This is a genomic window from Novosphingobium sp. fls2-241-R2A-195 (genome assembly GCF_030209485.1).
GTDB classification, from domain to species: Bacteria; Pseudomonadota; Alphaproteobacteria; order Sphingomonadales; family Sphingomonadaceae; genus Novosphingobium; species Novosphingobium resinovorum.
Genome location: NZ_JARVRY010000013.1, coordinates 1 through 23,469, shown reverse-complemented (window position 1 = coordinate 23,469; position 23,469 = coordinate 1). Strand labels below are relative to the sequence as shown.

The 23,469-nt window shown below is 67.4% G+C and carries 25 protein-coding genes and 1 riboswitch; of the genes, 2 read left to right on the top strand and 23 right to left on the bottom strand.

The window, feature by feature from the left end; all coding sequences use genetic code 11:
- Positions 1-188: 188 nt before the first annotated feature.
- From QRN25_RS10905 to QRN25_RS10860, 10 genes are all read right to left on the bottom strand, one after another.
- A complete protein-coding gene (locus QRN25_RS10905; protein ID WP_285019553.1) occupies positions 189-1,505 on the bottom strand; it encodes an ATP-binding protein in 1,317 nt (438 codons plus the stop codon).
- Positions 1,502-2,395 carry a primase/helicase family protein gene (locus tag QRN25_RS10900; RefSeq protein WP_285019551.1) on the bottom strand — a complete coding sequence of 298 codons (894 nt, stop codon included), beginning with the start codon at positions 2,393-2,395 and terminating at the stop codon, positions 1,502-1,504. Before QRN25_RS10900 ends, QRN25_RS10905 begins: the two co-directional genes overlap by 4 nt.
- Entirely contained in the window at positions 2,392-2,850 is a 459-nt protein-coding gene (locus QRN25_RS10895; RefSeq protein WP_285019549.1) for a hypothetical protein, read from the bottom strand. The genes QRN25_RS10900 and QRN25_RS10895 overlap by 4 nt, the downstream gene beginning before the upstream one ends.
- Positions 2,847-3,074, bottom strand: coding sequence for a hypothetical protein (locus tag QRN25_RS10890; protein ID WP_285019548.1), 228 nt, complete (start codon positions 3,072-3,074; stop codon positions 2,847-2,849). Before QRN25_RS10890 ends, QRN25_RS10895 begins: the two co-directional genes overlap by 4 nt.
- The gene (locus QRN25_RS10885) at positions 3,071-3,394 is read right to left on the bottom strand and encodes a hypothetical protein (protein ID WP_285019546.1); all 324 of its coding nucleotides are present in this window, start codon (positions 3,392-3,394) and stop codon (positions 3,071-3,073) included. Before QRN25_RS10885 ends, QRN25_RS10890 begins: the two co-directional genes overlap by 4 nt.
- Positions 3,391-3,591, bottom strand: coding sequence for a hypothetical protein (locus QRN25_RS10880; protein ID WP_285019544.1), 201 nt, complete (start codon positions 3,589-3,591; stop codon positions 3,391-3,393). Before QRN25_RS10880 ends, QRN25_RS10885 begins: the two co-directional genes overlap by 4 nt.
- The gene (locus tag QRN25_RS10875) at positions 3,584-3,862 is read right to left on the bottom strand and encodes a hypothetical protein (RefSeq protein ID WP_285019543.1); all 279 of its coding nucleotides are present in this window, start codon (positions 3,860-3,862) and stop codon (positions 3,584-3,586) included. The genes QRN25_RS10880 and QRN25_RS10875 overlap by 8 nt, the downstream gene beginning before the upstream one ends.
- Before the next feature lie 211 nt (positions 3,863-4,073).
- The gene (locus QRN25_RS10870; RefSeq protein WP_232493650.1) at positions 4,074-4,241 is read right to left on the bottom strand and encodes a helix-turn-helix domain-containing protein; all 168 of its coding nucleotides are present in this window, start codon (positions 4,239-4,241) and stop codon (positions 4,074-4,076) included.
- A 68-nt stretch (positions 4,242-4,309) separates the two neighbouring features.
- Positions 4,310-4,993 carry a hypothetical protein gene (locus tag QRN25_RS10865; protein WP_285019541.1) on the bottom strand — a complete coding sequence of 228 codons (684 nt, stop codon included), beginning with the start codon at positions 4,991-4,993 and terminating at the stop codon, positions 4,310-4,312.
- Positions 4,986-6,140 carry a tyrosine-type recombinase/integrase gene (locus QRN25_RS10860; RefSeq protein ID WP_285019540.1) on the bottom strand — a complete coding sequence of 385 codons (1,155 nt, stop codon included), beginning with the start codon at positions 6,138-6,140 and terminating at the stop codon, positions 4,986-4,988. The genes QRN25_RS10865 and QRN25_RS10860 overlap by 8 nt, the downstream gene beginning before the upstream one ends.
- Positions 6,141-6,430: 290 nt before the next feature.
- Here QRN25_RS10860 and QRN25_RS10855 point away from each other — a divergent pair, with 290 nt between their 5' ends.
- The gene (locus QRN25_RS10855; RefSeq protein ID WP_155986223.1) at positions 6,431-6,607 is read left to right on the top strand and encodes a ribosome modulation factor; all 177 of its coding nucleotides are present in this window, start codon (positions 6,431-6,433) and stop codon (positions 6,605-6,607) included.
- A gap of 12 nt (positions 6,608-6,619) precedes the next feature.
- Here the strand turns inward: QRN25_RS10855 and cobU are convergent, their stop codons facing one another.
- The 9 genes from cobU to QRN25_RS10810 form a co-directional block, all read right to left on the bottom strand.
- Positions 6,620-7,126, bottom strand: a complete 507-nt coding sequence (gene cobU, locus QRN25_RS10850) for a bifunctional adenosylcobinamide kinase/adenosylcobinamide-phosphate guanylyltransferase (protein ID WP_271182692.1) — start codon at positions 7,124-7,126, stop codon at positions 6,620-6,622.
- Entirely contained in the window at positions 7,126-8,583 is a 1,458-nt protein-coding gene (locus QRN25_RS10845; RefSeq protein ID WP_271182693.1) for a cobyric acid synthase, read from the bottom strand. Before QRN25_RS10845 ends, cobU begins: the two co-directional genes overlap by 1 nt.
- Positions 8,571-9,518 (bottom strand): adenosylcobinamide-phosphate synthase CbiB, encoded by a 948-nt coding sequence (gene cbiB / locus QRN25_RS10840; protein ID WP_285019537.1) that lies wholly within the window; start codon positions 9,516-9,518, stop codon positions 8,571-8,573. Before cbiB ends, QRN25_RS10845 begins: the two co-directional genes overlap by 13 nt.
- Positions 9,511-10,494 (bottom strand): threonine-phosphate decarboxylase, encoded by a 984-nt coding sequence (locus QRN25_RS10835; RefSeq protein ID WP_271182695.1) that lies wholly within the window; start codon positions 10,492-10,494, stop codon positions 9,511-9,513. The genes cbiB and QRN25_RS10835 overlap by 8 nt, the downstream gene beginning before the upstream one ends.
- Positions 10,491-11,201 carry an adenosylcobinamide-GDP ribazoletransferase gene (gene cobS / locus QRN25_RS10830; protein WP_271182696.1) on the bottom strand — a complete coding sequence of 237 codons (711 nt, stop codon included), beginning with the start codon at positions 11,199-11,201 and terminating at the stop codon, positions 10,491-10,493. The genes QRN25_RS10835 and cobS overlap by 4 nt, the downstream gene beginning before the upstream one ends.
- Positions 11,202-11,346: 145 nt before the next feature.
- Positions 11,347-11,907 carry a histidine phosphatase family protein gene (locus tag QRN25_RS10825; protein ID WP_271182697.1) on the bottom strand — a complete coding sequence of 187 codons (561 nt, stop codon included), beginning with the start codon at positions 11,905-11,907 and terminating at the stop codon, positions 11,347-11,349.
- Complete coding sequence (gene cobT / locus QRN25_RS10820) at positions 11,904-12,920, bottom strand: nicotinate-nucleotide--dimethylbenzimidazole phosphoribosyltransferase (protein ID WP_271182698.1); 1,017 nt, start codon at positions 12,918-12,920, stop codon at positions 11,904-11,906. The genes QRN25_RS10825 and cobT overlap by 4 nt, the downstream gene beginning before the upstream one ends.
- Positions 12,917-13,324 carry a DUF1636 domain-containing protein gene (locus tag QRN25_RS10815; protein ID WP_271182699.1) on the bottom strand — a complete coding sequence of 136 codons (408 nt, stop codon included), beginning with the start codon at positions 13,322-13,324 and terminating at the stop codon, positions 12,917-12,919. Before QRN25_RS10815 ends, cobT begins: the two co-directional genes overlap by 4 nt.
- A 244-nt stretch (positions 13,325-13,568) precedes the next feature.
- Entirely contained in the window at positions 13,569-15,554 is a 1,986-nt protein-coding gene (locus tag QRN25_RS10810) for a TonB-dependent receptor plug domain-containing protein (protein WP_271182700.1), read from the bottom strand.
- 172 nt (positions 15,555-15,726) lie between these two features.
- Positions 15,727-15,918, bottom strand: a riboswitch (cobalamin riboswitch).
- Positions 15,919-15,921: 3 nt separating this feature from the next.
- On the opposite strand from QRN25_RS10810, the gene QRN25_RS10805 reads away from it, so the two are divergent.
- The gene (locus tag QRN25_RS10805; RefSeq protein ID WP_285019534.1) at positions 15,922-17,310 is read left to right on the top strand and encodes a cobyrinic acid a,c-diamide synthase CobB; all 1,389 of its coding nucleotides are present in this window, start codon (positions 15,922-15,924) and stop codon (positions 17,308-17,310) included.
- On the opposite strand, the gene mdoH is transcribed toward QRN25_RS10805, so the two are convergent.
- The 4 genes from mdoH to QRN25_RS10785 all read right to left on the bottom strand — a co-directional run bounded on the left by mdoH (position 17,289) and on the right by QRN25_RS10785 (position 22,944).
- Positions 17,289-19,106 (bottom strand): glucans biosynthesis glucosyltransferase MdoH, encoded by a 1,818-nt coding sequence (gene mdoH / locus QRN25_RS10800; protein ID WP_285019533.1) that lies wholly within the window; start codon positions 19,104-19,106, stop codon positions 17,289-17,291. The genes QRN25_RS10805 and mdoH overlap by 22 nt on opposite strands.
- Before the next feature lie 11 nt (positions 19,107-19,117).
- The gene (locus tag QRN25_RS10795) at positions 19,118-20,608 is read right to left on the bottom strand and encodes an OpgD/OpgG family glucan biosynthesis protein (protein WP_271182703.1); all 1,491 of its coding nucleotides are present in this window, start codon (positions 20,606-20,608) and stop codon (positions 19,118-19,120) included.
- 100 nt (positions 20,609-20,708) lie between these two features.
- The gene (locus QRN25_RS10790; RefSeq protein ID WP_271182704.1) at positions 20,709-21,902 is read right to left on the bottom strand and encodes an efflux RND transporter periplasmic adaptor subunit; all 1,194 of its coding nucleotides are present in this window, start codon (positions 21,900-21,902) and stop codon (positions 20,709-20,711) included.
- Positions 21,895-22,944: a TolC family protein gene (locus QRN25_RS10785; protein ID WP_271182705.1), complete on the bottom strand. Its 1,050-nt coding sequence runs from the start codon at positions 22,942-22,944 to the stop codon at positions 21,895-21,897. The genes QRN25_RS10790 and QRN25_RS10785 overlap by 8 nt, the downstream gene beginning before the upstream one ends.
- Between the last annotated feature and the right edge of the window lie 525 nt (positions 22,945-23,469).

Below are 23,469 nucleotides of genomic sequence, written 5' to 3'. Positions count from 1 at the left end.
CCCATCGCCTCCTCGTGCCGCAAACCGGCGCCCGCATTTTCCGATTCATTTTAGAGCTTCTTGTCTGGTGGTTCGAGGCAGCATTTACCCCACTTCAAAACGGCCCCGGTGCCCCACCCCACCCCCACTTCCACCCCTAAGAATAGGGGTGGGGTGGGGTGTGGTTGCGGGGGCACTTTAACCCCCACTTACCCCACCTTTCCCACCCCACTTTGCGAAGTGGGGAGAGTGGTAGAATCAACCCAGCTTCCGACGATTACGAAGGGCTTCGGCCTCCCTTTCGCCGTGGGGCGCTTCTCAACTGTGAGGGCCTTGCTGGCGATCCAAGTGCGCAGCAGGGCCTTGATCCGGTGCTTGTCCTTTTCGGCGTCCATTCCGAGCGCTGTGGCGACGGCGTTGCCAGCCCAATCCTTCGCCTGGACGCTTTCACCCCACTCAGCCCCGTCGATCGCAAGCTGGACCTTGTAGAGATCTCTCGTCTCCAGCCCCTCGAAGGCGTCGGGCCATTCCCACCGGCAAGCGACGCCAACGCTGTCACCATTGGGCAGGTCTACGTTGTTCATGCGGAACCAGTCTGCGCCCTCGGGGGGCGCAAGGTTCGCCTTGTCGTTCTGGGTGCGAAAGTAGAACCCGCGCTCATCTGCATCGATCCCGGCGCGCTCGGCCTCCTCCTTCGTCATCCGGTTGTAGACGACGACGCTGCGGGCGGCCCCAATCAGGGAGACGGCACCACGGCTGCTTTCGGCTGTCACCTCGGCTCCGTTGCTCTTGCGGACGTGGTGCACGAGGTTGATCGCGCAGTCGCACACGTCGGCAATACGTGACCATTCCTTGGCAACCATGTCGATCGCCCGGTTGTCGTTCTCACTGATGGCGTGGGAAGAAACGAAGGGGTCGATGCTGAGGACGTCGATTTTCCGGGCCTGCAACTCGGCGATAACGGCATCGGAGACGGGGCGAACGATCCTGGCGCCGCCTTCCGTCTCCTCCGCAATGCAGATCGGCTGCTCGCGGCCCGAGTCCGCGTACAGGCGGTCGCCGAATTGGCCTGGGCTGAGGTCATAGTGCTGCGCCGCCGCGTGGATGCGCCTTTCGCTTTCCTCCGCAGGGTCTTCGAGGTTGTAGAGCCATACCCGAAGCGGCCCCTCGTGCAGATCTTTGCCTAGCAGTGGGAGACCGCTTGCCATCGCCAGCGCCTCCACGATCTTGACGCTGGACTTGCCGAGGCCGCCGGGCGCAATGTCGAGCGACACGAACTTACGGATCAAGTGCCGACCGTACAGCCACTTACGAGCTGGGATCGTGGCGGGATCACGCCACTGAAAGGGCGTTGCCTTAAGGGCGATGGCGTTCGGTGCCGTAGTCGCTCCAAATTCATCCGCATAGGCCTCATCCGGCGCGAAAGGCGGCAGCATGGATTTGCGCTGTGAGAACGCCTCGCGGACCTTCTCCAGCCCGATGCGGGTCTCTACGTCGTTAGCGTCAAAATTGTCAGGCATGTTCATGCCGCCCTCCCTTGGGGCCGGCCCAGAGGGTACGCGATTTTGGCGCCGATTTCGGCCGCCACAGCCTCCGCCGTTTCGATCCCAGGGTTTTTGTAGGCACCCGTCCGCTGCAACTCCCGCAGTGCCGTCGCTTCATCGTCGTCGGCGAAGACCGTGTATTCCAGATCGGGCCGCAACTCAGACCAGAGCCGCGCCACCTTGGGCATGTTCGCCGTATTGAAGGTCACGATGACCGGCAGGCCAGTGGCTCGATGCACCGTATCGCCAGTGCTGTAGCCCTCTACGAATACGGCTTCGCGCGCAACTGGCGTAAATTCGCCTATCAGCGTGAATAGGCCATTGATCCGACCGCCGTTCAGGAAGCGCTTCTCACCCGTCGGGCGGATACGCTGCAGGTTCCAGATCGTACCTCCCTCATCGCACATGGGGATCAGGATGTCGGAACCGAGTTCACGTAGGGGCCGGGTGTCGAGGTTCTTCTCGAATGCGTACATATGGCCCGGAGCTACGGGGCGGGCGCAGGTCCAGAGATTAGCAGCATCGAGCGCTGCTTCCGCCTCATTTTGCCGCCGCTCGCCTTCACGACGTTCGCGTGCCTCCTTCCATTCGCGTTGCAAAGCTGCACGCTCCTCGACGGAAAGGGCGGGGCCAGAAGCATCCGCCTTCCATTTAAGCGTGCCGGTGCTCTGCCTGTAGTTGCCGAAGGCGCCTGCGGGACGGGCATCAAGGTAAAGGATCGCCCACCCATTCTTGCGGCCCTTGCCGTCTCCCTTGCAACGGAAGCGAATGAGTGAGCCAGAAGCAAGACGGGCCGCGATCGGCTCATCGGGTTCGACGCCATTTGCCATCATGAACACGATGAAACTGTCGATGTGGTCGGCGCAGCTCATGCGGCACCCTCCGAGCCCTTCACGGTGGCGATGGTCAACGGGCGACCGGGTGCCAGCTTGCGGATGAGTCCAACCCATTGGGCCTCGAACTCCGGTTGCGTCTCGACGAGCAAAGCGTTCCTGCGCGCCGTGGATGCCGCAAACGCCAGCGCGTCATAGACCGGCTCCAGCGCTGCGCAGGAGACGACCGCAAAGGTCTGCGAGGCACGGATGATCCTGCGGACTGAGGGCATGTGGAAACCCGCAGGCCCGAGAGCCTCGTGCAGGTCATCGCCGATGATGGTGATGGCCGAGCGTTTCCGATCGACGGGTAGGCGGAAAGCCTCGCCGCTCTGGCGAACGAACATGAGGCCCACCTTATGGTCACGCACCGCTTCGAGGATCGGGACGAGATGGGGTTCCGCCTCGTCGAGCTTCCGGTCGATGTGGGTGCGCGAAATGACTGAATGGATCATTCCGAGCCCCCTTCAGAAACGATGCACATCACGAACACACCGGTGCCAGCACCACGGGCGATGGCCTCGGCATAATCGTGCGCTTCAATGAACGTGGGGAACCAACGCCCCTTGCCCGAAGCTGCGGGGCATAGATAAGGTTCGACTTCGTAACCGTTCCCAAAAGGAGAACGGTCTAGGAGAATGGCGGACCTATCGGGGAACGACAGTAGCGTGCCGGTCATCGTGCGGCCCTCCCGCGAGCGGATGCAGCGACCCAGACGATGGCGCTCTTGCCGTTGGCATTGCGACGGCGCGCACCACTGTCCCGGATGAAGCCCATTTCCCGCAGTTCTGACGTGCGGGGCTGAATGGAGTCCCGACCGATGCGGACGACTGCAACCAGTTCGTTCGTCGTCAGGCCTCGGCTGCCGGCGGCGCGAATAGCCCGCAGCGCAACACGCTGGAGGTGCCCTACCGACATCTCGATAGCCTCCGCAGCTTCAATGGACGTGTCTACGCCGCGATGGCCGGGCACATGGGGATAGATCGGTTCGTGAATCACGAGCGGCCTCCCTCTGCGAGCTTGGGCAAGCCAGCACGCTCTAGCAGCGTCGCCAGCCATTCGATCTGCGCCGGAGTGAGCGGCTTGGGATCAACGGCCGTCTGACCGAGGAACGAGCCTGCCTTGCGGGTCAGATGCTGATCGGAGTTGAGCAACGCGAGCGCGGCGGACCGTGGCGTGGCGAAGGGATCAGCCATGTGCACCTCCGTCGCCTCGCAGGAAAGCTCCTGCGGTTTCGGATGCCTCAGCCTCACGCTTGGCCATCTCAACCAGCATGGCCCCAAGGCCGACCAGCATAGCAGCATCGTCCAAACGGATTTCGCCTCGGTGATCGGCCAAGAACTGCGCTAGCTGTTGAGCGCCGCCGAGCCAGAAACCGGACACATCCCAATCGTCGGGAAGTCTGGTCTCCTCCAGCATGATCGAGAGAAATTCTGCCGCTTCCGGCGTCACGATGTCGTCAGCCATGTGCGCCTCCCCAAGCTAGGGCGGCGATGGTGCGCGCGCGACTGTCAGGAAGGCCGAAGAGGCGAACGAGACGTTGCGCCTGCTGGCCGATCAGATTATCCTCGTCAGTGCTGCTGTAGAGGAAATTTGTGGGGGCCTGCACCACGCCAATGGTGCGGGCCTTTCGCGTCTTACGGGGCGACGCTGCCCTCGCGGTGGTGCGCATGGCGCTTCACGCGGCCTGATCCACGAGGGCGCGGATGCTGGCGGTCTTCACGAGGGTGCGGCGGCCTACTTTTACGGTTTCCAGCTTGCCCTGTCCGATCAGGTCGTAAATCTTGGTCCGGCCGAGGCCGATCGCCTTCTTCGTATCGTCGATCGTGAGGGTGAGAGGTTCCATTTCCACTACTCCGGCACGAGCGGTTAATCCGCTTACGTGGTAGGTAGTTCGTGGCCGTTCACACCGTTTCAGGTCGTGTGAGCAAGTGAAATAGTAGTCCCCGCTGCCGCCCGGCGGACCAATTCCTCGGCGTGTTCACGATCAAAGGGCCAGGCGGGATGCGCTTTCCACTCGGTCAATAACGCTTCGACCCGTTCCCGGCCTGGAGCATCGGGCTCACTGGCATCGGCGCCGCAAACCTCTGTGGCCCAGCGGAACAATGACGATGCGCTGACCTTGAAGCCTTCGTGTTTGAAGATTGCGGCCACTGTCGATCGGGCGGCGGCATTGGAAACGCCGAGTTCCTCCAGCAGGCGGACGTAAGCCACCATATGAGCCTTTGCTACCCGTTGCCCCTGATTGTCGCCTCCACGCGAAGTGCCTGATCGTGGACGAAGCCTATCGGGTACACCCCCGCCGTCGAGTGAAACGAGGTCAAATCGGAGACCGCGCAGAGCTGCTAGGCCCTCGCCAGTAGCGAAAGGCGGCAACGTTTCGAGACTTTCAATTATCCGTGAAACGACGCGCGCATACTGGTGCGTCACCTCTGGCTCAACCGGCTCGATGATTCCGAGCTGATCGAGTTCATCCTGCGTAAGGATAAGCCGTTTCGTCCGGATGCCTTCATAGATGAGATAGACCCTATCAAGCTCCTTGAGCTCATTCAGCAGCTCAGAGATCCAATCGGACGGGTTTGGCCAACCTTCAGCCATTATGGGCCTCGCCGATGTAAACGCCCCACGAATCCATGAGAGTCCGACGCATCTCCATGAACTTGGTCCGCTTGTAGGCCCGCACCACCTTGTCCGGCACGGTATGCGCCAAGGCAGCTTCCGCCACCGCATCAGGCACGTCCGGCATCTTCTCCGCAGCCCAATCCCGGAAGGACGAGCGGAATGCGTGGGCGTTGTAGATCAGCCCAGCGTCCCGCATTACCTTGCTGAGTGCCATGTCGGACAACGGCTTGAGACGCTGTCCGGGGAAGATCAGCGCTTTGGGATCGACCTCCCTTTTGCCTTTGATCTCAGACAGCAGCGCCATGGCTGCCTTGCTAAGCGTGACGGTGTGCGGCTCGCGCAGCTTCATGATCTCAGCAGGCCGGTTCCATTCCGCCTTCTTGAAATCGATCTGCCCCCATGCTGCGAAGCGGACCTCGCCGGGGCGGGCAGCGGTCAGGATCAGGAACATCAGGGCTCGCCGCCCGCTGGTTTGGCTTTCGTCAGCTAGTCGGGTCATGAAAGCGGGCACATCTGGATAGGGCATCGCTGCGAAGTTTCCGCCCTTTGGCTGTTTGGGCAGGCCCACGCCGACCGATCGCCCCGGAGCCTCTGTGGCCCGCCAGCCCTTGGAATGAGCGAAGTTCAGCACCTGCCCCACACGCATACGGAGCTTGCGAGCCAGTTCCGGCTTCGAAGTCCAGATGGGCGTCAGCATCTTTTGGATGTTGGCCGCGTCGATCGTATCAACCCGGCGATTGCCCAGCGAGGGAAAGGCGTAGGTTTCCAGGGAGGACAGGAAGGCGTCTGCGCTCTTACCCACCCATCCGGACTTGAGAGCGGCATGCGTCTTCTTTGCCGCTTCCTTGAAAGTTGGGATGGGGCGCCGGTCACGATCGCGCTCGGCGATAGGGTCACGCCCGTTGAGGGTATGTTTCCGCAGCTCGGCGGCCTTCTCACGGGCCTCGGCCAACGTCAGAGCCGCCAGCGATCCAAGGCCGATGTCCCGGCGCATCTTGTCGCGCTGCACCCTGAGGATCCAGGACTTGGCGCCCGTAGGCTTCACGACCAGATAGAGCCCGTCGCCATCACCATGACGCCCGGGCTTTGCATTTTTCACTCCAAGGGCATTGAGCTTGCCCATTCTGTTCCCTCATCCGTTACCACACAAAGCCGTGGTTTGCCGCGAATAAAAGAGAACATATGCGAACACTCGGATTGGCACAACCTAGGGAAACCGGGCGAGTCGAGGATAACCCCGAACATTCGCGAACAAAGAGTTATGATCCTGTCGGGTGCACCATATCCCCACATTGACGTCTCATCGCCCCCGCGCAGTTCATCGCGCCCGCGGCGCTGTCTGCCGTTAACATGCGTTAAGACCTGCAGCTTGCACGTGCGTTGCCGCGTTGCAGCAGGCAGTATCAGCAAGACGTGAGCCGCACATTGTCCAATGTTCAACGTGCCCATTTCTGGGGCATCAAGGCCGCGCAGGCCGGCATTCCGCTTTCCAGCAATCCTTACGCCAGTCCCCAGCAGAGAGCCGCATGGGAAGCCGGCTATCGCCACGATCCGTTTGCGCAGGATCGGCGGCATTCACTGCCCAATTGAGGCGGAATTTCTCTATTTCAGCTTGAGCGGCAGCCCCGCAGCGACGAATTCGACTTCATCGACCGTCGCGGCGATGGTCTGGTTCAGGCGTCCCGCTTCGTCGCGGAAGCGCCGGGCGAGGGCGTTCTCGGGGACGATGCTCAGGCCCACCTCGTTGGATACCAGCGCCAGCGGGACCGGGCAGCGGCGGATCGCCTCCTGCAAAGCCGCGACCGGCCCGTCCAGCGGCAGGTCCGCCAGCATCAGGTTCGATAACCACAGTGTCAGGCAGTCGACGAGCACCGCATCCGCCTCCCGCGCGGCCCTGTCGATGGCGCCTGCCAGATCGAGCGGTTCCTCCAGCGTGGTCCAGCGCGGCCCGCGATCCTCGCGGTGGCGGGCGATGCGTTCGGTCATTTCACCGTCGAACGCCTGCCCGGTTGCGATGTAGGAAAGGCGGCCGGGCTGCGCTTCTATGCGCGCCTGCGCATGGCGGCTCTTGCCGGAACGGGCGCCGCCCAAGACCAGAAGGCTGCGCATCATAAGGTAACTCCCGCCAGGGCGAGTAGCCCGTCGATGTCCAGATGGCGCTCCATCGCCTCGGCCAGCGCATCGAGTGCGGCATCGACGCGGGCGTCGTTGTCGAAGCCGTCCGACTGCGCGCCGATGCGGGCGAGCAGGGCGCTGCGAAGGCCCGGCTTGGCGAGCAGGCCGTGGCAGTAGGTGCCGAAAGTCCGCCCGTCTCGCCCGATGGCGCCGTCCGCGCGGCCCTGCGCCAGTCGCGCGAAAGGCCGCGCGGCGTCGGGCCCCTCGGTCACGCCCATGTGCATCTCGTAGCCTGCGAACGGGGCGTCCATCGCCGTGCCCTCGACTTGCTGCAGCGTCTTGCGGCCCGCCAGCACCGTCGTCACGTCGAGCAGGCCGAGCCCGGCGACTTCGCCCGGAGGCCCCTCGATGCCGAGGGGGTCGGCGATGGTCCGGCCGAGCATCTGGTAGCCGCCGCAGATGCCCAGTACCGCCCCGCCGCGCCGGTGATGGGCGAGGACGTCGATGTCCCAGCCCTGTGTCCGAAGGAAGGCCATGTCGGCGATCGTCGCCTTGGAGCCGGGCAGGACGATCAGCGCCGCCTCGGCCGGGATCGGGGTGCCGGGCGGGATCATCGCGACGTCCACGCCGCTCTCCTGCCGCAGCGGGTCGAGGTCGTCGAAGTTGGCGATGCGCGGCAGGATCGGGCAGGCGACCAGCAGCTTGCCCGGCTTCGCGCCGAGCCCGCGTTCGAGGATCACGGCGTCCTCGCTCGGCAACCGTGCGACGGCGGGCTCCCACGGCAGGACGCCGAAGCCGCGCCAGCCGGACAGGCGCTCGATCGCCTCGTAGCCGTCGGTGAAGAGGGCGGGATCGCCGCGGAACTTGTTGATGATGAAGCCGTGGATCATCGCCGCGTCCTCGGGATCGATCACCGCGCGGGTGCCGACCACGGCGGCGATGACGCCGCCCCGGTCGATGTCGCCCGCCAGCACCACCGGGACGTTGGCGGCGCGCGCGAAGCCCATGTTGGCGATGTCGCCGCTGCGCAAGTTGATCTCGGCGGGAGAGCCCGCGCCTTCGACGAGAACGAGGTCGCAGCGCGCCTCCAGCCGGCGGTAGCTTTCGAGCACTTCGCCCAGCAAGGGACGGCGCGCCTCGCGGAAGTTGGCGGCGCCCAGCGTGCCGCGCACCTTCCCGTGGACGATCAGTTGCGAGGTGCGGTCGGCCTGGGGTTTCAGGAGCACCGGGTTCATGTCGACATGGAGCGGCGCGCGCGCGGCGATGGCCTGCAGCGCCTGCGCGCGGCCGATCTCGCCGCCCTCGGGCGTGACGGCGGCGTTGTTCGACATGTTCTGCGGCTTGAACGGCAGGACGGTGAGCCCCCGGTTGGCGGCGGCGCGGCAGAGCCCTGCGACCAGCACCGACTTGCCGACGTCGGAGCCGGTTCCCTGCAGCATCAGGCCAGCCATGCGATTCCCATAGCGATGATCCCCAATATCAGGCCCAGTATCAGGCAGGCGCGCCGGTAGATCGTCAGCGCGCGGGAGAGGTGGTGCGGTGTCGCGATGCCGCCTTCACCGATCCACGGCTTGTCGGCAAGCACGCCGTCGTAGGCGATCGGCCCGGCGAGGCGGATGCCCAGCGCGCCGGCCATCGCCGCCTCGGGCCAGCCCGCGTTGGGCGAGGCGTGGCGGGCGTGGTCGCGGGCCATGATGCGCCAGCCTTTCAGGCCTGCGAGGCACAGCAGCACGCCTGCAAGCCGCGCGGGGATGAGCATGACGAGATCGTCGAGGCGCGCGGCGGCCCAGCCGTAGGAGCCGTAAGGCTCCTCGCGGTGGCCGATCATGCTGTCGGCGGTGTTGATCGCCTTGAGCATCCACGCGCCTGGCAGGCCCAGCAGGAGCAGCCAGAACAGCGGCGCGACGACGCCGTCGCAGAAGCTCTCGGCCAGGCTCTCGATGGCGGCGCGGGCGGTGGCGGGCGCGTCTAGATTGCGGGTGTCGCGGCCGACGATCATGCCGACGGTGCGGCGTGCCTCGGGCAAGTCGCCGCGCAGCAGGGCGTCGCGGATCGGGCGGACGTGGTCGTCGAGGCTGCGCGCGGCCATCGCGGGCCAGGCGAGCACGGCGAGGATCGGCCAGGCCCATGCGCCTGCGAGGGCGCGGACGGCGATCTCGATCGCGAGAGTGAGACCGCCGGTGAGCGCGACGAGCAGCGCGGTGGCGAGCATGCCCGCGAGGCGGCGCCGTGCGGGCGAGGCGTCGCGGCGGTTGAGGCGGCGCTCGCAAGCGCGGATGATCCGGGCGAAGAGGCCGACGGGGTGGCCGGTCAGGGCATGGAGCCGGGCGGGCCAGCCGAGCGCGGCCTCGATCGCGAGTGCGGCGGCGGCGATGGGTTCAGCCATGGCGGAGCGCCCGGTCGAGGCGGTCCAGCGCGGCGGGATCGGCAGGGACGCCGAGGCGCAGGGTGTCGGGGCGCTCGGCGAAAGGACGGGTGAGGATGCGGGCCTTGGCCAGCCGCTCGAACAGCGCGCCTGCGTCCACGCCCGAGAGGTAGCGGAACAGCGGGCAGGCGCCTTGCGGGGACAGGCCGTGGCGCTTCAGCACCGCGTCGAGCGCGGCGGCCCGGCCGGGGAGTTCGGCGTGGGTGCGCTCTATCCACGCGGCGTCGGCATAAGCGGCGCGGCCGAGTTCGAGCGCGGCGGTGTGGAGGGGCCAGCTGCCGATCAGGGCGCGCAGGCGGTCCAGCACTTCGCTCGGCGCGATCACGAAACCGAGGCGTAGCCCTGCGAGGCCGAAGAACTTGCCGAACGAGCGCAGGACGATGAGGCGGCGGTGATCCGTGACGTGGCGGGCGACGCTGGCTTGCGGGTGACAGTCGGCGAAGGCTTCGTCGGCGATCAGCCAGCCGCCTTGCGCGGCGATGGCGTCGTGCCAGCCGAGCACGGCGGCGGCTCCCCGCAGCAGGCCGTCGGGGTTGTTGGGGTTGGCGAGGACGACGGCCTCGGCACCCTCGGTTGGCGCGGCGAAGGCGATCGGGCGGGAGCGGGCGAAAGCCTCGGCATGGGTGCGGTAGGCGGGGGCCAGCGCGCGGCCGGGCAGGTCCAGCATTCCGGCGAGGAGGCGCAGCGCGGTCTCGCTGCCGGGGACGGCGCAGACGTGGCGGGGCTCGGCGCCGAAGTGGCGGGCAGCGGTCCGTTCGAGGGCGGCGAGCGCTTCGGGATCGGGCAGGGCGTGCCAATCGATACGCAGATTGTCGGGTGGGCTCCAAGGCACGGGATTGAGGCCGGTGGAGAGGTCCAGCCACTGCGCCGGATCGCCGCCGTAAAGGCGCGCGGCTTCGGCCAGGCGGCCGCCGTGGTGGAGCAGGTCGGGGGTCACGGCAGCAGCACCAGCGCGAGTAGCAGGGCGGTCTCGACCAGCTCGATCCCGGCACCGTGGCCATCGCCCGAGATGCCGCCGAGCTTCGCACGCAGCCACCAGCCCCACAGCGGCACGGCGACGAACAGCGCCAGCAGCGCGGGCGAGGTCAGCACGACGGCGAGGATCGCGGCGAGGCTCCAGCCGATCAGGTGCAGGCGGCCGACGCCCTCGCGGAAGCGGGAGCCGAGGCCGGAGTGGAGCGGCGGCAGGAACAGCGTCCAGCCGATCGGGGCGATGCGCGCCAGCACCGGCACCATGACCAGCGCGGGCCATTGCACGGGGGTAAGCGCGTGCAGCAGCACCAGCTTGGCGAGCAGTTGCAGGCCGATCGCGACGACGGCGAAGCTGCCTACGTGCGGGTCGGCCATGACGGCGGAGAGGCGCGCGCGGTCGCCGTGGGCGGCTCCCGCACCGTCCGCCACGTCGCCGAGGCCGTCGAGATGCAGTGCGCCGGTGATCGCCACCCACGCGGCAAGCGCGGCCAGAGCGCCCAGCCACGGATCGCGCGGCTGGAGCAGCCACCATGGGAGCGCTGCCGCCGCGCCCACCGGCAGCCCGGCGACCGGGAACCAGCGCATGGCCTTCGCGAAATCCTGCGCGTCGGCCTGAACGGCGGGGAGCGGCAGGCGGGTGAGGAACTGAAGGGCGAGGACGAGGTGCTTCATGAGGATTTCCCCGGCCTCACCGTCATTGCGAGCGCAGCGAAGCAATCCAGGGCAGTGCTGCGCCGCCCTGGATTGCTTCGCTGCGCTCGCAATGACGAGGGGTGGGGAGGCCGGGCGGGGCGGGGCATGCGCGCGGAGGGGAGGGTCATGTACTCAACCCCACGATCTGCGCGCCTTCGCCAGGCCAGAGGCGCAGGCTCAGCACGCTCGCATAAGGCAGGTCGAAGGCCCAGACTTGCGGCTGCTCCATGTGGAACAGTACCGCCAGCGCCGCGCGCATCGCGCCGCCGTGAGTCAGCACGAGGCTCGGCACCGTGATCCCCGCCAGCGCCCGCTCCACCCGCGCGCGCAGGGCCGACCAGCGCTCGCCGCCCGGCGGGGCGTGGGCGTCGGGGTCCTGCCAGAAGCGGGCATAGGCGGCAGGGTCGACCTCCGCGGCGGCAAGGCCGGTCCAGTCGCCGAAATCCAGCTCGCGCCAGTCGGGATCGACGCGGTGCTCCAGCCCGCGCGCGGCGGCGATGCGTGCGGCGGGATCGTGGGTGCGGCTGAGGTCCGAGGACACCACGCGGTCGAACGCCAGTCCCTCGGCGCGCGCGACACAGCGGGCGATCTCGGACGGCAACGCGGGCTCGTCCCGGTGGCCCAGCAGGAGGCCCGGCCTTGCCGGAGCGCCGTGGCGCATCAGGTGGAGCGCGATGCCGCTCATGCCTTATCGGTCACCGCCGCTTCGTCGAACGTCGCCATCCGGTTGTGCGTCGCCAGAGCCCCGCGCACGATCGGCACCGCCAGCGCAGCGCCGGTGCCTTCGCCCAGCCGCAGGCCGAGGTGAAGCAGTGGCTCCAGCCCCAGCTTGTCCAGCAGCCGCACATGCCCCGCCTCGGCCGAGCAGTGTGCGGCGATGCAATGATCGGTGAAACGCGGGTTGTCCCGCAGCAGCGGCAGGATCGCGGCCGAGGCGATGAACCCGTCCAGCAGCACCGGCACTCGCGCCAGCCGCGCGGCGAGGATCGCGCCCGCCATCGCGGCGATCTCGCGCCCGCCGAGAAGGCGCAACGTCTCGAAGGCGTCGATGGCGGCGCCGGAATGCAGCGCCACGGCCGCCTCCACCGCCACCGCCTTGCGCGACAGGCCGAGGTCGTCGATCCCGGTGCCGCGTCCGATCCAGTCCTGCGCGGAGCCGCCCAGTACGGCGGCGCAGAGCGCGGCGGCGGGCGTGGTGTTGCCGATGCCCATCTCGCCCACCAGCAGCAGCCGGGTATCGGCGCCCAGCGCGGCGGCGCCCCGGTTCAGGGCGTCGAGGCATTCCTCCGCGCTCATGGCCGCCTCGCGGGTGATGTCGCCGGTCGGCCGGTCGAGATCGAGCGCCACCACCGAAAGCCGCGCGCCGCAGGCCTCCGTCAGCGCGTTGATCGCCGCGCCGCCCGCCTCGAAGTTGGCGACCATCTGCACGGTGACCTCCGGCGGATAGGCGCTGACGCCCTGCGCGGTGACGCCGTGATTGCCCGCGAAGACGACGGCCTGCACCGGGTCCGCCTCGGGCCGCTCGCAGCCTTGCCAGCCGGCCATGAACACCGCGATGTCCTCCAGTCGGCCGAGCGCGCCGGTGGGCTTGGTGAGGCGGGCCTGACGGTTCAGCGCGGCGGCGCGGCTGGCCTCGTCGGGTTCGGGCAGCGCGGCAAGGGCAGCGGCGAAGGAGGCGGGATCGGCGAAACGGGTCATGTGCAGACGTAGCCTTCCGGGGGCGTGCGGGTGATGAAGTGGCCCTTCACGCCTTGCGGCCATTCCTTGAAGGGCACGCGGCCGTGCTCGCTTTCGGCATGGCGCGCCGCATATTCGAGGATGGCGCGGGCGGCGTCTTCGTCCGGCATGAAGTCGCCCAGCACGTAGCCGACCTTGCCCGGTGCGCGGACGTGGACGGTGCAGTGGCGGCTGCAGGCGAAGAGGCAGGGCATGGCCTGGATCTGGACGCCCTGCAGGTCCGGGTCGGTGGCCTGAACGCTGCGCATCGCCGCTTCGAGCAGGGCGCCGCCCCGCTGGCCGGTCTCGTCCTCGCGGGCGTCGGCGGTGTGGCGGCAGGTGTTGCAGACGACCACCGAAGGGCCGGGAGGTACGGGGGTCAGCATGGGGGTGTTTCTCTTGAGGGCAGGCCCGCCCTGCTGCGGTTGAAAGCTAGTTTGTCATCCCCGCGAAGGCGGGGACCCAACTGATGCGGGTGCAACAGGCGAAGTCGGGAGATGGGTTCCCGCCTTCGCGGGAATGACGACGGTACTATCAAGGACGGTTCCGCTTCAGGCAGCGGGCTCCCAAGTCTTGGGCAAGTCTCCCCTCCCGCTTGCTGGAGGGGGCGGGGGTGGGCCTTCCTTGTCATCAGAACCGGCTGCGCACGCCGACGTAGACCGTCCGTCCCAGCGCGGAGTAACCCGCCGCCGTCTGGTAGTCCTTGTCGGTCAGGTTCTCGACGCGGCCTTGCAGCATCAGGTTCTCCTTGATCCGCACTTGCGCGCGAAAGTCGATCAGCCAGTAGTCGTCCAGCTTCGCGGTGCCGGTGGCGGCGTTGAAGGTCTCGCCCGAGTAGCGCGCCGCGACGCTGGCGCGAAGCCCTTGCGGCAGGTCGATGCCCGCTTCGGCATTGGCCATGTGGCGCGGTACGCGCTGCAGCTGGCGGCCATAAGTCGAGGCGCCTTCGGTGCGGTCCTCGGCGCGGGTCCAGCTGTAGTTGCCCTCGGCAAACAGCACGCCCAGCTTCGCAGACGCGGCGAGTTCCAGGCCGCTGGCCTTGGCCGTCTTGACGTTGGCGTAGTAGCCGAAGCGCGTGGTCGTGGTGCCGGGGATGTAGCAGGCGGTGGGGAGCGTGCCGCCTGAATCGCTAGCCGTCGGGCAGTAGGCGAAGTCGATCAGGTTGTCGGTGTCGCGCTGGAACCACGTGGCGGTGAGGCGCAGCGCCTCGCCGAAGTTCTGCTCGGCACCCACTTCCCAGCCCTTGGCCTTCTGCGGGGCGAGGTCGGCGGTGCCGTAGGCGCTGTACATCTGGTAGAGCGAGGGGGCCTTGAAACCCTCGTCATAGCTGGCGCGCAGCACCGTGGCGCCTTCGTTGGGGGTATAGGCCGCGCCCGCGCTCCACACGGTCTGCCCGCCGAAGCGCGACTGGTGATCGTAGCGCGCGCCGCCGTCGAGGGTGAGGCCCTTGACCGGGCTCACGCGCAGTTCGGCGTAGAGGCTGTCCATGTCCACCGCGTAGGGCGTCAGCGTATAGGGCGTGGCGGAGTTCGTCGGCGAGGCGGTGGTCATCCGCTGCTCCTCGCGCTCGGCGCCGAACACGGCCTGGATCGCGTCGCTGAAGGTGTAGGTGCCCTGGTACTCGTAGCGGCGCAGGCGGCCGTGCGCGTCGAAGGTGATCGCGCGGATCGAGCGGGTGGGGTCGAAGTTCTCCCGGTCGGTGACGTTCTGCAGCACCGCGACGCGGTTGACGAGCTTGCCGTCCAGCAGCGCGAAGTTGAGGCCGGCGTAACCCGACCATTCCTTCGTGGTGCCATAAGCGAGGGTGTCGCCCGAAGTGCCGTCGAAATCGTTCTTCCCGTCGGCCCAGTAGCCACGCAGGTCGAGGCTGACGCCGGGGGCGACGCGCACCGTGACGGTGCCGCTGGCGGCGCTGCGCTGGAAACCGTCGGCCTCGGTCCCGTTCGCGCGGGCGGAGATACCGTCGGTGGTGAAGCGCGAGGCGGAGAGGCGCCAGTCGATGAGGTCCGAGGTGCCGCCCACGCCCGCGCGGGCGGAGACGGTGTCATGGGTTCCCGCCTCAACGGCGAAGCTGCCTTCGAGCGGCTCGGTCGGGCGGCGGATGCGCACGTTGACGACACCGCCGGTCGCGTCGCTGCCCCACAGGATCGACTGCGGCCCGCGCAGGATCTCGATGCGGTCGACGTCGTCGAGCAGCAGGTTGGAGAAGCCGTAGCCGCCCGCCGTCGCCGAGGGATCGGACAAGCGCATGCCGTCGATCACCATCACGGTCTCGCCCGCATCGGCGCCGCGGATGCGCAGAGAAGTGGTGGTGCCGTATCCGCCGTTGCGCGACATCGAGACGCCGGGGGTACGCAGCAGGGCATCGGTCAGGGCGATGGGCTGCAGGGCGACGATCGCGGGCTCGCCCAGCACGGTCACGGTGGCGGAGACGCGCTCGATCGCGACGGGGGTGCGAAGCGCGCTGACGAGGATGTTGTCGGCCGCGCCTGGTGTACTCTCGGTGTCGCCAGGTGCCGTTGTGGTATCGTTGGGTGCCGCTGTGTCCGCAAGCGCCGGAGAGGCCGAAACGAGCAGCGTGATGGTGGCTGCGGTCGTGGCAAGGTACTGTTTCACTGGTATTCCTTCATGCAAACGGCGGTGCTCCGCCGGCTGGTGAAGGATCATGGGCAGTGGGCGCGGACAGACAGCGCGACACCTCCCGCAAGCCCCCTCAGGCCGCCGGAACGATGGCTGTCGTTGCGCGAGGAATGACTTCCCCCGTTCGTCCGGCACACCCTGTCCGGTCGAAGAACGACGGCGACGGGCAGGTCTCCTGGCTCACGGGTCTTCGCCCATTTCGGCCGCCTTCTCAGGGACTTGCATCCCCAATGGCATGTGGCCGAACGGCTCTCCGCTTACAGTTGCAGGGGCAGCCCGGGTATTTCACCCGCGTTCCCTTTCAATCCCCTCGCGGGGAACCTGTCGCGGCGCGGCAAGTATCGTGCGCCGGGCTGCCGCGCAAGAGGCCAATGCTTGCGCCAACCTGCGGGAAACCATAGGTGCGGAGGCGATGGACACTCCGCGCCAAGACGATGCCCCGGCCTGCCCGGCCTACCTGATAAGCGCTCCGTCCTCGGGTCAGGGCAAGACGCTGGTGACCGCGGCATTGGCCCGAAGGCACCTCAAAGCGGGCAGAAAAGTGCGCGTTTTCAAGGTTGGGCCGGACTTCCTCGACCCCATGGTGCTCGAAGTCGCGAGTGGCGCGCCGGTCCATCAACTCGACCTTTTCATGTGCGGAGAAGCGCAGTGTCGCGCCCTTCTCCACGAAGCGGCGCACGAGGCCGAGCTGATCCTCGTCGAAGGCGCGATGGGCCTGTTCGACGGCGATCCCAGCGCCGCCGACCTCGCCGGGCGCTTCGGCCTTCCGGTGCTTGCGGTGGTCGATGGATCGGCGATGGCGCAGACTTTCGGGGCGGTGGTCCACGGTCTTGCGACGTATCGGCCGGGGCTGGAGGTCCATGCGGTGATCGCCAACCGCGTCGGCAGCGCGCGGCACGCGGAATTGCTGGAGCAGGGCGTGCCTCCGTCGGTGAAGTGGCTCGGCACTTTCCCGCGCGAGGCCGGAGTGACGCTGCCCGAGCGGCACCTCGGGCTGGTGCAGGCAGCCGAGGTCGCGGATCTCGACGCGCGACTGGATCGGGCGGCGAGCCTGCTGCCTGATGCCGTGCTGGACCTGCCGCCGCCGGTGAGCTTCCCGGCGCCCGAGGTCCCGGAGGAAAGCCCCAATCTGGGGGGTCTGCGCATCGCCATCGCGCGGGACGAGGCTTTCGCCTTCATCTACCACGCCAACTTGCGATGGCTGGAACGGGCAGGCGCGCAGCTCGCCTTCTTCTCACCGCTTCATGACGCGCGATTGCCCGATTGCGAGGCGATCTGGCTCCCCGGAGGTTATCCGGAACTGCATCTGCAGACGCTTGCCGCCAATGCGCCGATGCTGGAAGCGATCCGGGCACATCATGCGGCGGACAGGCCGATTCTCGCCGAGTGCGGGGGCATGCTCTACGCCTGTGCATCGCTGACGGACGTAGAGGGGTATCGGGCCGATCTGCTCGGATTGCTGGAGGGGCACGCCGCGATGCAGCGGCGTTTCGCCGCCCTCGGCATGCAGCACATCGCGCTGCCGGGAGGGACCTTGCGCGGGCACACGTTTCATTATTCGCGGCTGGAAACCGGGCTCGTCCCGGAGGCTCGCGCCAGCACGCCGGACGGGCGGGACGGGGAAGCGCTCTATCGCGTCGGCTCGCTCACGGCGAGCTACATGCATGGCTACTTCCCGTCCGCTCCCGAAGCGGCGGCGCGGTTTTTCGTTCAGGCTTCGACCAGCGACTGACCTTCGGTGAGGATCGCGGCCTCCTTGCGCGGATCTTCGCTGGCCTCGACGATGCCGGGTTCGGGCACGCGGAAAACCTTGGCTGCGTCCGCCTTGTCGCCGAGGTTCTCGCTAGACGACAGGCTGATGAGCCATGGCGAGAGGAACAGGCCGACGATGATCGGCGAGAGCCAGATCGCCGTCGTCATGTCGAGGAACGCGGTCGCCGTCAGGCCCGCGCCGAGCAGCAGGTGCTCGCGCAAGTCGGGCAGCACCTCGCGCACGGTGATGCGGCGGGCATCGCGGGTCTGGGTGTTCCAGCCCGCCGAGATGCCCAGCAGCAGGCCGAGCAGTGCCTTGGTCTGGGTCACCATGGTGATTGGTGCGAGCAGCATGGCCAGTACCGTCTCCAGCAGGACCGAGCGGACGGCCGCGAAGCCGCCGCCGAAGCTGCGACGCCGCTCGCCGTCGGCCAGGACCCAGATCAACCCCATGATCTTCGGGCCGAACAGCAGCATCACTGTCAATGCCAGCACGCTTGGCGGGGCGAGGGTGACGAAGCCGCCATCGCCATGCGTCGCGACCTGGCCGATCATCGTCAGGATCAGCAGCAGCCAGCCCGGCGAGGTGAGGTAGGCCGAAGCCCCGATCAGCAGGTGCAGGCGGCTGGCCCAGTGCAGGCCCGAGGCGCCGAGCAGCTGCAGGTGCTGCAGGTTGCCCTGCATCCAGCGGCGGTCGCGGATCGCCATGTCGATGATCGTCGGCGGGAATTCCTCGTAGGAACCGCCGATCATGACCATGTGGACCGCCCAGCCGCGCCGACGCAGCAGGGCGGATTCAAGCATGTCGTGGCTGAGGATATGGCCGCCGAACGGCGCCTTGCCGGGAAGCTCCGGAAGGCCGCAGGCTTCGGCGAAGGCGCGGGTGCGCACGATCGCGTTATGGCCCCAGAAGTTGGCTTCCGAGCCCGACCACCACAGCAGTCCGGCGCTTGCGATGGGGCCGTAAGCCTCGCTCGCGAACTGCATCCAGCGTTGGAACAGGGTGCGCGCGTTGGTGATCATCGGCACCGTCTGGAGCAGGCCGATCGAGGGACGCTCCTCCATGATCGAGGCCATGCCCACGATCGTCTCGCCGCTCATCATCGAATCGGCGTCGAGCACCAGCATGTTCTCGTAGGCGCCGCCGAAGCGCTTGACCCATTCGGCGATGTTGCCGGGCTTGCGGGCGATGTTCTTCTCGCGGCGGCGGTAATAGATCTTGATCGGCGCGTGGTCGGCCAGTTCGTGCCAGGCGGCTTCCTCGCGCTTGCCGTGGAAGGGGTTGGAATCGCTGAGGACGAAGAAGTCGATCCACGGCGCGCCGCCGGCTTCGGCGATCGAGTAGGCCATGGCACGCACGCGGGCGAAGACTTCCTCGACGCCCTCGTTGTAGACCGGCATCAGCACGGCGGTCTTGTGGCGCAGGCTGGAGGCCGGGCTTGGCAGCGCGGTGAAGCCGGGATGCTCGCCGGTGATGAGCTTGAGGAAGCCCATCGTCGCGGTAACGAAGCCGAACGAGATCCAGCAGAACAGCGGCACGAAGAACACCAGCAGCAGCGCTTCGACCCAGTCGAGCCCGTCGCGCGAGAGTTCCATGCGCACCGTGCTCGATGCGGCGAGGCCGATGGCGGCAGTGAGCGCGAGCAGCAGCAGGCGCTTGACCAGCATCCCGTGCGGCGCGGTCTTCACCTCGCGCGCGCCGGGCGGATTGCCCCACAGGTTCTGGATCGGCATCGCCATGGGCGATTCGGCCGGAAGCATCGGCGAATGGTTCATCGGCGTCGCACTCACGATTCTAGAGCCTTGATAACGGTCTCACTGAGCGCGGAGTTGCCGCGCTTGAGAAAAAGTCGGAACTGGGGCTGGGTCAGGGCGGCGGATCGCACGTCGATCATCGCTCGCCAGCGCCCGTCAGACCGCGCCACCGGATAGGCGACGGCGGAGACCACCGCAGCCTTGGGCAAGTCGGTATCGGGCGTGACGCCGCTGGTCCGGTCGAGGCCCGCCAGCGCGGGACCGGAGAAATCGAACACGAACTTGCGCACGCCTTCCAGCGGCGGCGAACCCGGACTGCCGCCGGGGCCTTCGAACACATCGACGCAGCGTGAGCCGCCATCGATGGTCGGGTCCTTGGACGTCCAGGTCAGCCGATAGGCGAAATCGCGGCGCTGCCCGGCCTTGGCGGGACGGTCGGGGCGCCAGAACAGCGCGATGTTGTCGAGCGTCTCGCTGCCCGTCGGCATTTCATAGAGGCCGACCGCGCCCGCGCCCCAGTCTCCCTTGGGCTCGACCCAGAGCGAGGGGCGACGGTCGTAGAATACGCCGTCGTCCTGATAGTGATCGAAAGCCTGGTCGCGCTGCAGCAGGCCGAAGCCCTTTGGCGAATCCGAACGCAGCGCGTGAAGTCGCGCCACCGCGGGATTTTCCAGCGGCCGCCAGACCCGCTCGCCATTGCCCGACCAGATCGCGAGGCCGTCCGAATCGTGGATTTCCGGCCGCCAGTCGCCGTGCGTACGGGCGGGGCTCGACTGATCGTACCAGAACATGCTCGAAGCAGCGCCGAGGCCCAGTTGCTTGACGTCCTTGCGCAGGAACAGCGCCGCAGTGACGTCCTGCGTCACCCCATTCGCCGTCTTGCGGCAATCGAACGCATAGGCGCCGGCAAGGCTCGGCCCGTCGAGCAGGGCATGGATGCGTACGCTGTCGGCGCCGGTCTGCTCGATCCAGAAGCGGGTGAAGTCGGGAAACTCCTCGCCAGTGGCAAGGCCGGTGTCGATGGCGATGGCGCGGGCCGAGAGGCCATACTGGTCGCGGTCGCCGGAGGAGCGGAAATAGCTCGCGCCCTGAAAGGCCAGCCAGTCGCTGCGGCCGGTCGCGTCCATGACGCGGAAGCCTACGGCGTCGGTGTTGTGGCCGCCGACGAACAGATCGCTGGTATCGACGATCGCGCGCGCCTGCCCGCCCTCGACGACCGAGATGACGACGGGCTTGGGCGCGGTGCCGCGCACGGCGGGGAACAGCCGCACGTTGCCCGCGACCATCGGCGCATCGCCGTAAGTCAGCTTCCCGGCCGCATCGTAGTCGGCGGCGGCGCGCGTGGATTCGGCGATCGGCGCATAAGGCTTGCGGGCTAGATCGCGGGCCTGGGCCACCAGGCGATCCCACGAGAACGGCTCGGGCGTACCGAGACGACCGCCCGTCGCGGCCTTCACCCCGTCAGGCAGGGCGCTTGCCGCTGCGAGCGCCGCCATCAGCCCCATGGCCGTGCGGCGCGACATCTGCGCGTCGTCGTTCAGAATGCTGCTTACCCTTGTTGCCTCGGATTTTCCGTCGAATGCCCATACGCACGGACGCGGCAATTGTTGCAGGAGGAACCTTTCATCCGCCTGACTGGCCGCCTCCGGCCGTCGCGTCCCGCCAACCGATGATCGCGCGATCGCCGGGTTTGAGGTCGTTCGCGAAGACTTCGGTGCGCTTGCCGTCGCTGGCGCCGACGGTGACGTAGACCCGGCGCGGCTCGCCGCCGTCGAGCACGAAGATGCGCTCGCGCCGCTGTGGTCCACGCGCGCCCGGCTCGAATTCCAGCGCGGCATTGGGGACCAGCAGCACGTTCTGCCGCTCGGGCAGTTCGATCTCGACGGTGGCCTTCATGCCGGGACGGACCTGCGGGCCGGGCTTTTCGATCGTGAAGACGGCAAGCGGCGGTGTGGTCTGCGGCGGCGGAGATACGCGCATCAGCGTCAGCGTGGCCGATTGCGGCGCGTCGGGCAGGGTATCGAGCCGGATACTCGCAAGCGTTCCCGCCTTGATCGGCTCTGCCCTGTGGGTGTCGAGCGGGACTTCGATGGTCAGCGGTGCGATGCCCTGCGCGATCGTGAACAGCGGCTGGTGATCGCCGATCATCTGCCCCGGCTGCGCATGGCGCATGGTCAGTATGCCCGAGAACGGAGCGCGCACTTCGGCTCCGGACTTGCGCGTCTCGTCTTCCTTGAACTGGATCTGCGCGGCCTTCACTTCGGCGCGCGCCGCCTCTACGCCAAGGTCCGCGCGGCGGGCATCGGCACGGGCAAGCTCGATCTCGTTGAGCGAGGGCGCGCGGCCGCCCGAGCGACGCCATACGCTCTCGAACCGGGCAAGGCGTGATCCGGTATCCTGCGCGGTGACTTGCGCCGCTTCAAGGGCGGCCTGCGCTGCAGTCAGGCGCGAGCGGCCGACTTCCACCGCGCCCTTGATCTCACCCGCGTCGATCATGGCGAGCAGTTCGCCCTGTTCGACCGCGCCGTCGCTCTTGCCGGATACCCAGGTCACGCGGCCGGGAAGCGCCGAGAACACTGTCACTTCGCCGGCGCCGCGAATCTGCCCGCGTTCGGAGATCAGCGGGGTCAGGTTTCCGCGCTCGACCGGGGTGGAATAATACGGGGAGTCGTCCCCGCTCACGAAGCGCACGAAGAACGTCATCGCCCCCAGCGCGGCGATGGCCAGGATCAGCAGGCTCAGCCAGTGGCGGAACACGCGGCGCGGTGCGGCGCCGAGCAGGGCGTCGAGCGGGGTATGCGTATCATGTTCAGTCACAGCCGGCGGTCACCGTTATCGTGGGGCCTGTCGCGGAAGGATCGGGTGCAACGACCGGTGCAAGACCTTCGCGCGCCCAACTCCCGTCCTGCCCGGACCAGAGATCGAGCGTCGCCGTCACCCGGGCCGCGCGCGCATCAGCCAGCGCGAGTTCGACCGCGAGCGCGGCGGCTTCGGTCACGTAAAGCGTGGAGAAGGCCCCGGCTCCCTCGCGGTAGGCGGTACGCGCGTCACGGACGGAGCGGCGCGATTCCTCCAGCGCCTGAGTCAGTCGGGCTTCCCTGAGGACGGCATCGGCCAGAACGGCCCGTTGCGGGTTCTCCGGTGCGGCCGAGGCAAGCGGGTCTACCGCAGGATCGGGAAGCGTCCCCGGGGTGCCGAGCTTCGCGGCAAGGGCATCGGGCTGATCCCCGACAAGGCGGGCCAGTTCGGCAATGGCCTGATCGAGCCGCCCTTGCGCGAACCCCAGTTCACCCTGCGCGGTCTCGTCCTGCGAACGGGCGAGCGATCCGTCGATCGCCGGAACGAGCCCGGCCTCACGGCGGAACTGGGCGACTTCCGCATTATCCTTGTACTGAGCCCGCAGATTGCCGCGCAGCGCGACGTCTTTCTGCAGGCGCCGCACTTCGACATAGGTAAGCGCGATCTGCCGGGCGAGTCGTTCCCGACGCGCCGATACCCGGTCGACCTTCTCAGTCCTGATCTGCGGGTCGGCGTTCACGCTCTTGTCGCCGAACAGCCGCCCCAGCTTGGCGCCGATGCGTTTGGCGTCGTGCTCGGTCTGGTAATCGTACTGGCGCAGCGAAGCGATCCGGCAGATGACTTCGGGGCTGGTATCGAGGCCCTGCTGTATCAGTGTCGCCAGAACGGGGTCTCCCGCCTCACGCCACCATGCGGGGGCCGCGGGTACGACAGGAGTCTCGGCGCCGGCGGCAGGGGCCGGGGCGCTGGCGACGTCCCTCGTGGTCTCGGCGCATCCTGCACAAGCGAGCGCGAGCGCCATAAGCGCCGCGCCGCCCAGTCGCGCGCGTGGTTTCAACATTCTCGACACGTGCATTCCGATAGCACCTGAGCCCCGCGAAGCAATCATGCTGCGATAGCGAACGCAGGAATGCCCGACTGGTGGCAGGGAGCGACGGGAGATTCGCGCTTTTATGCAGGCTGAACGGGGTGATGCTGCGCGGTAAGAGGGGTTATGTAATTGCAAAGGCGCAGGAAACCGGGGTTTCTGGTGCTTGATGAACTTTTTTTGAAATTAGTGTTTGACCGACTCACCTGGTGGCCTTAGAGGCCCGTTCACCGCAGCGGACCACACGGTTTTGCATCGGTCGCCAAGCACTGACGGGCACCAAGCTCTCCGAGGTTAAAGCCGGGGACGACGGGTTGTCCGGGTTTGTTGCCTGGTGGTTCTTTGACATTGTAGGTTTAGATGAAGGGACATGTGGGCGACGGCGCCTGGTCTCGTGGGTCTTTGGGCCACGGGTACCAGTTTAAAGCAAGCCGATGCTGCATATGTCCTAACGTAACCATACGTTTTACATAGTGCAGGTATCGGCTCCCGGAGTTC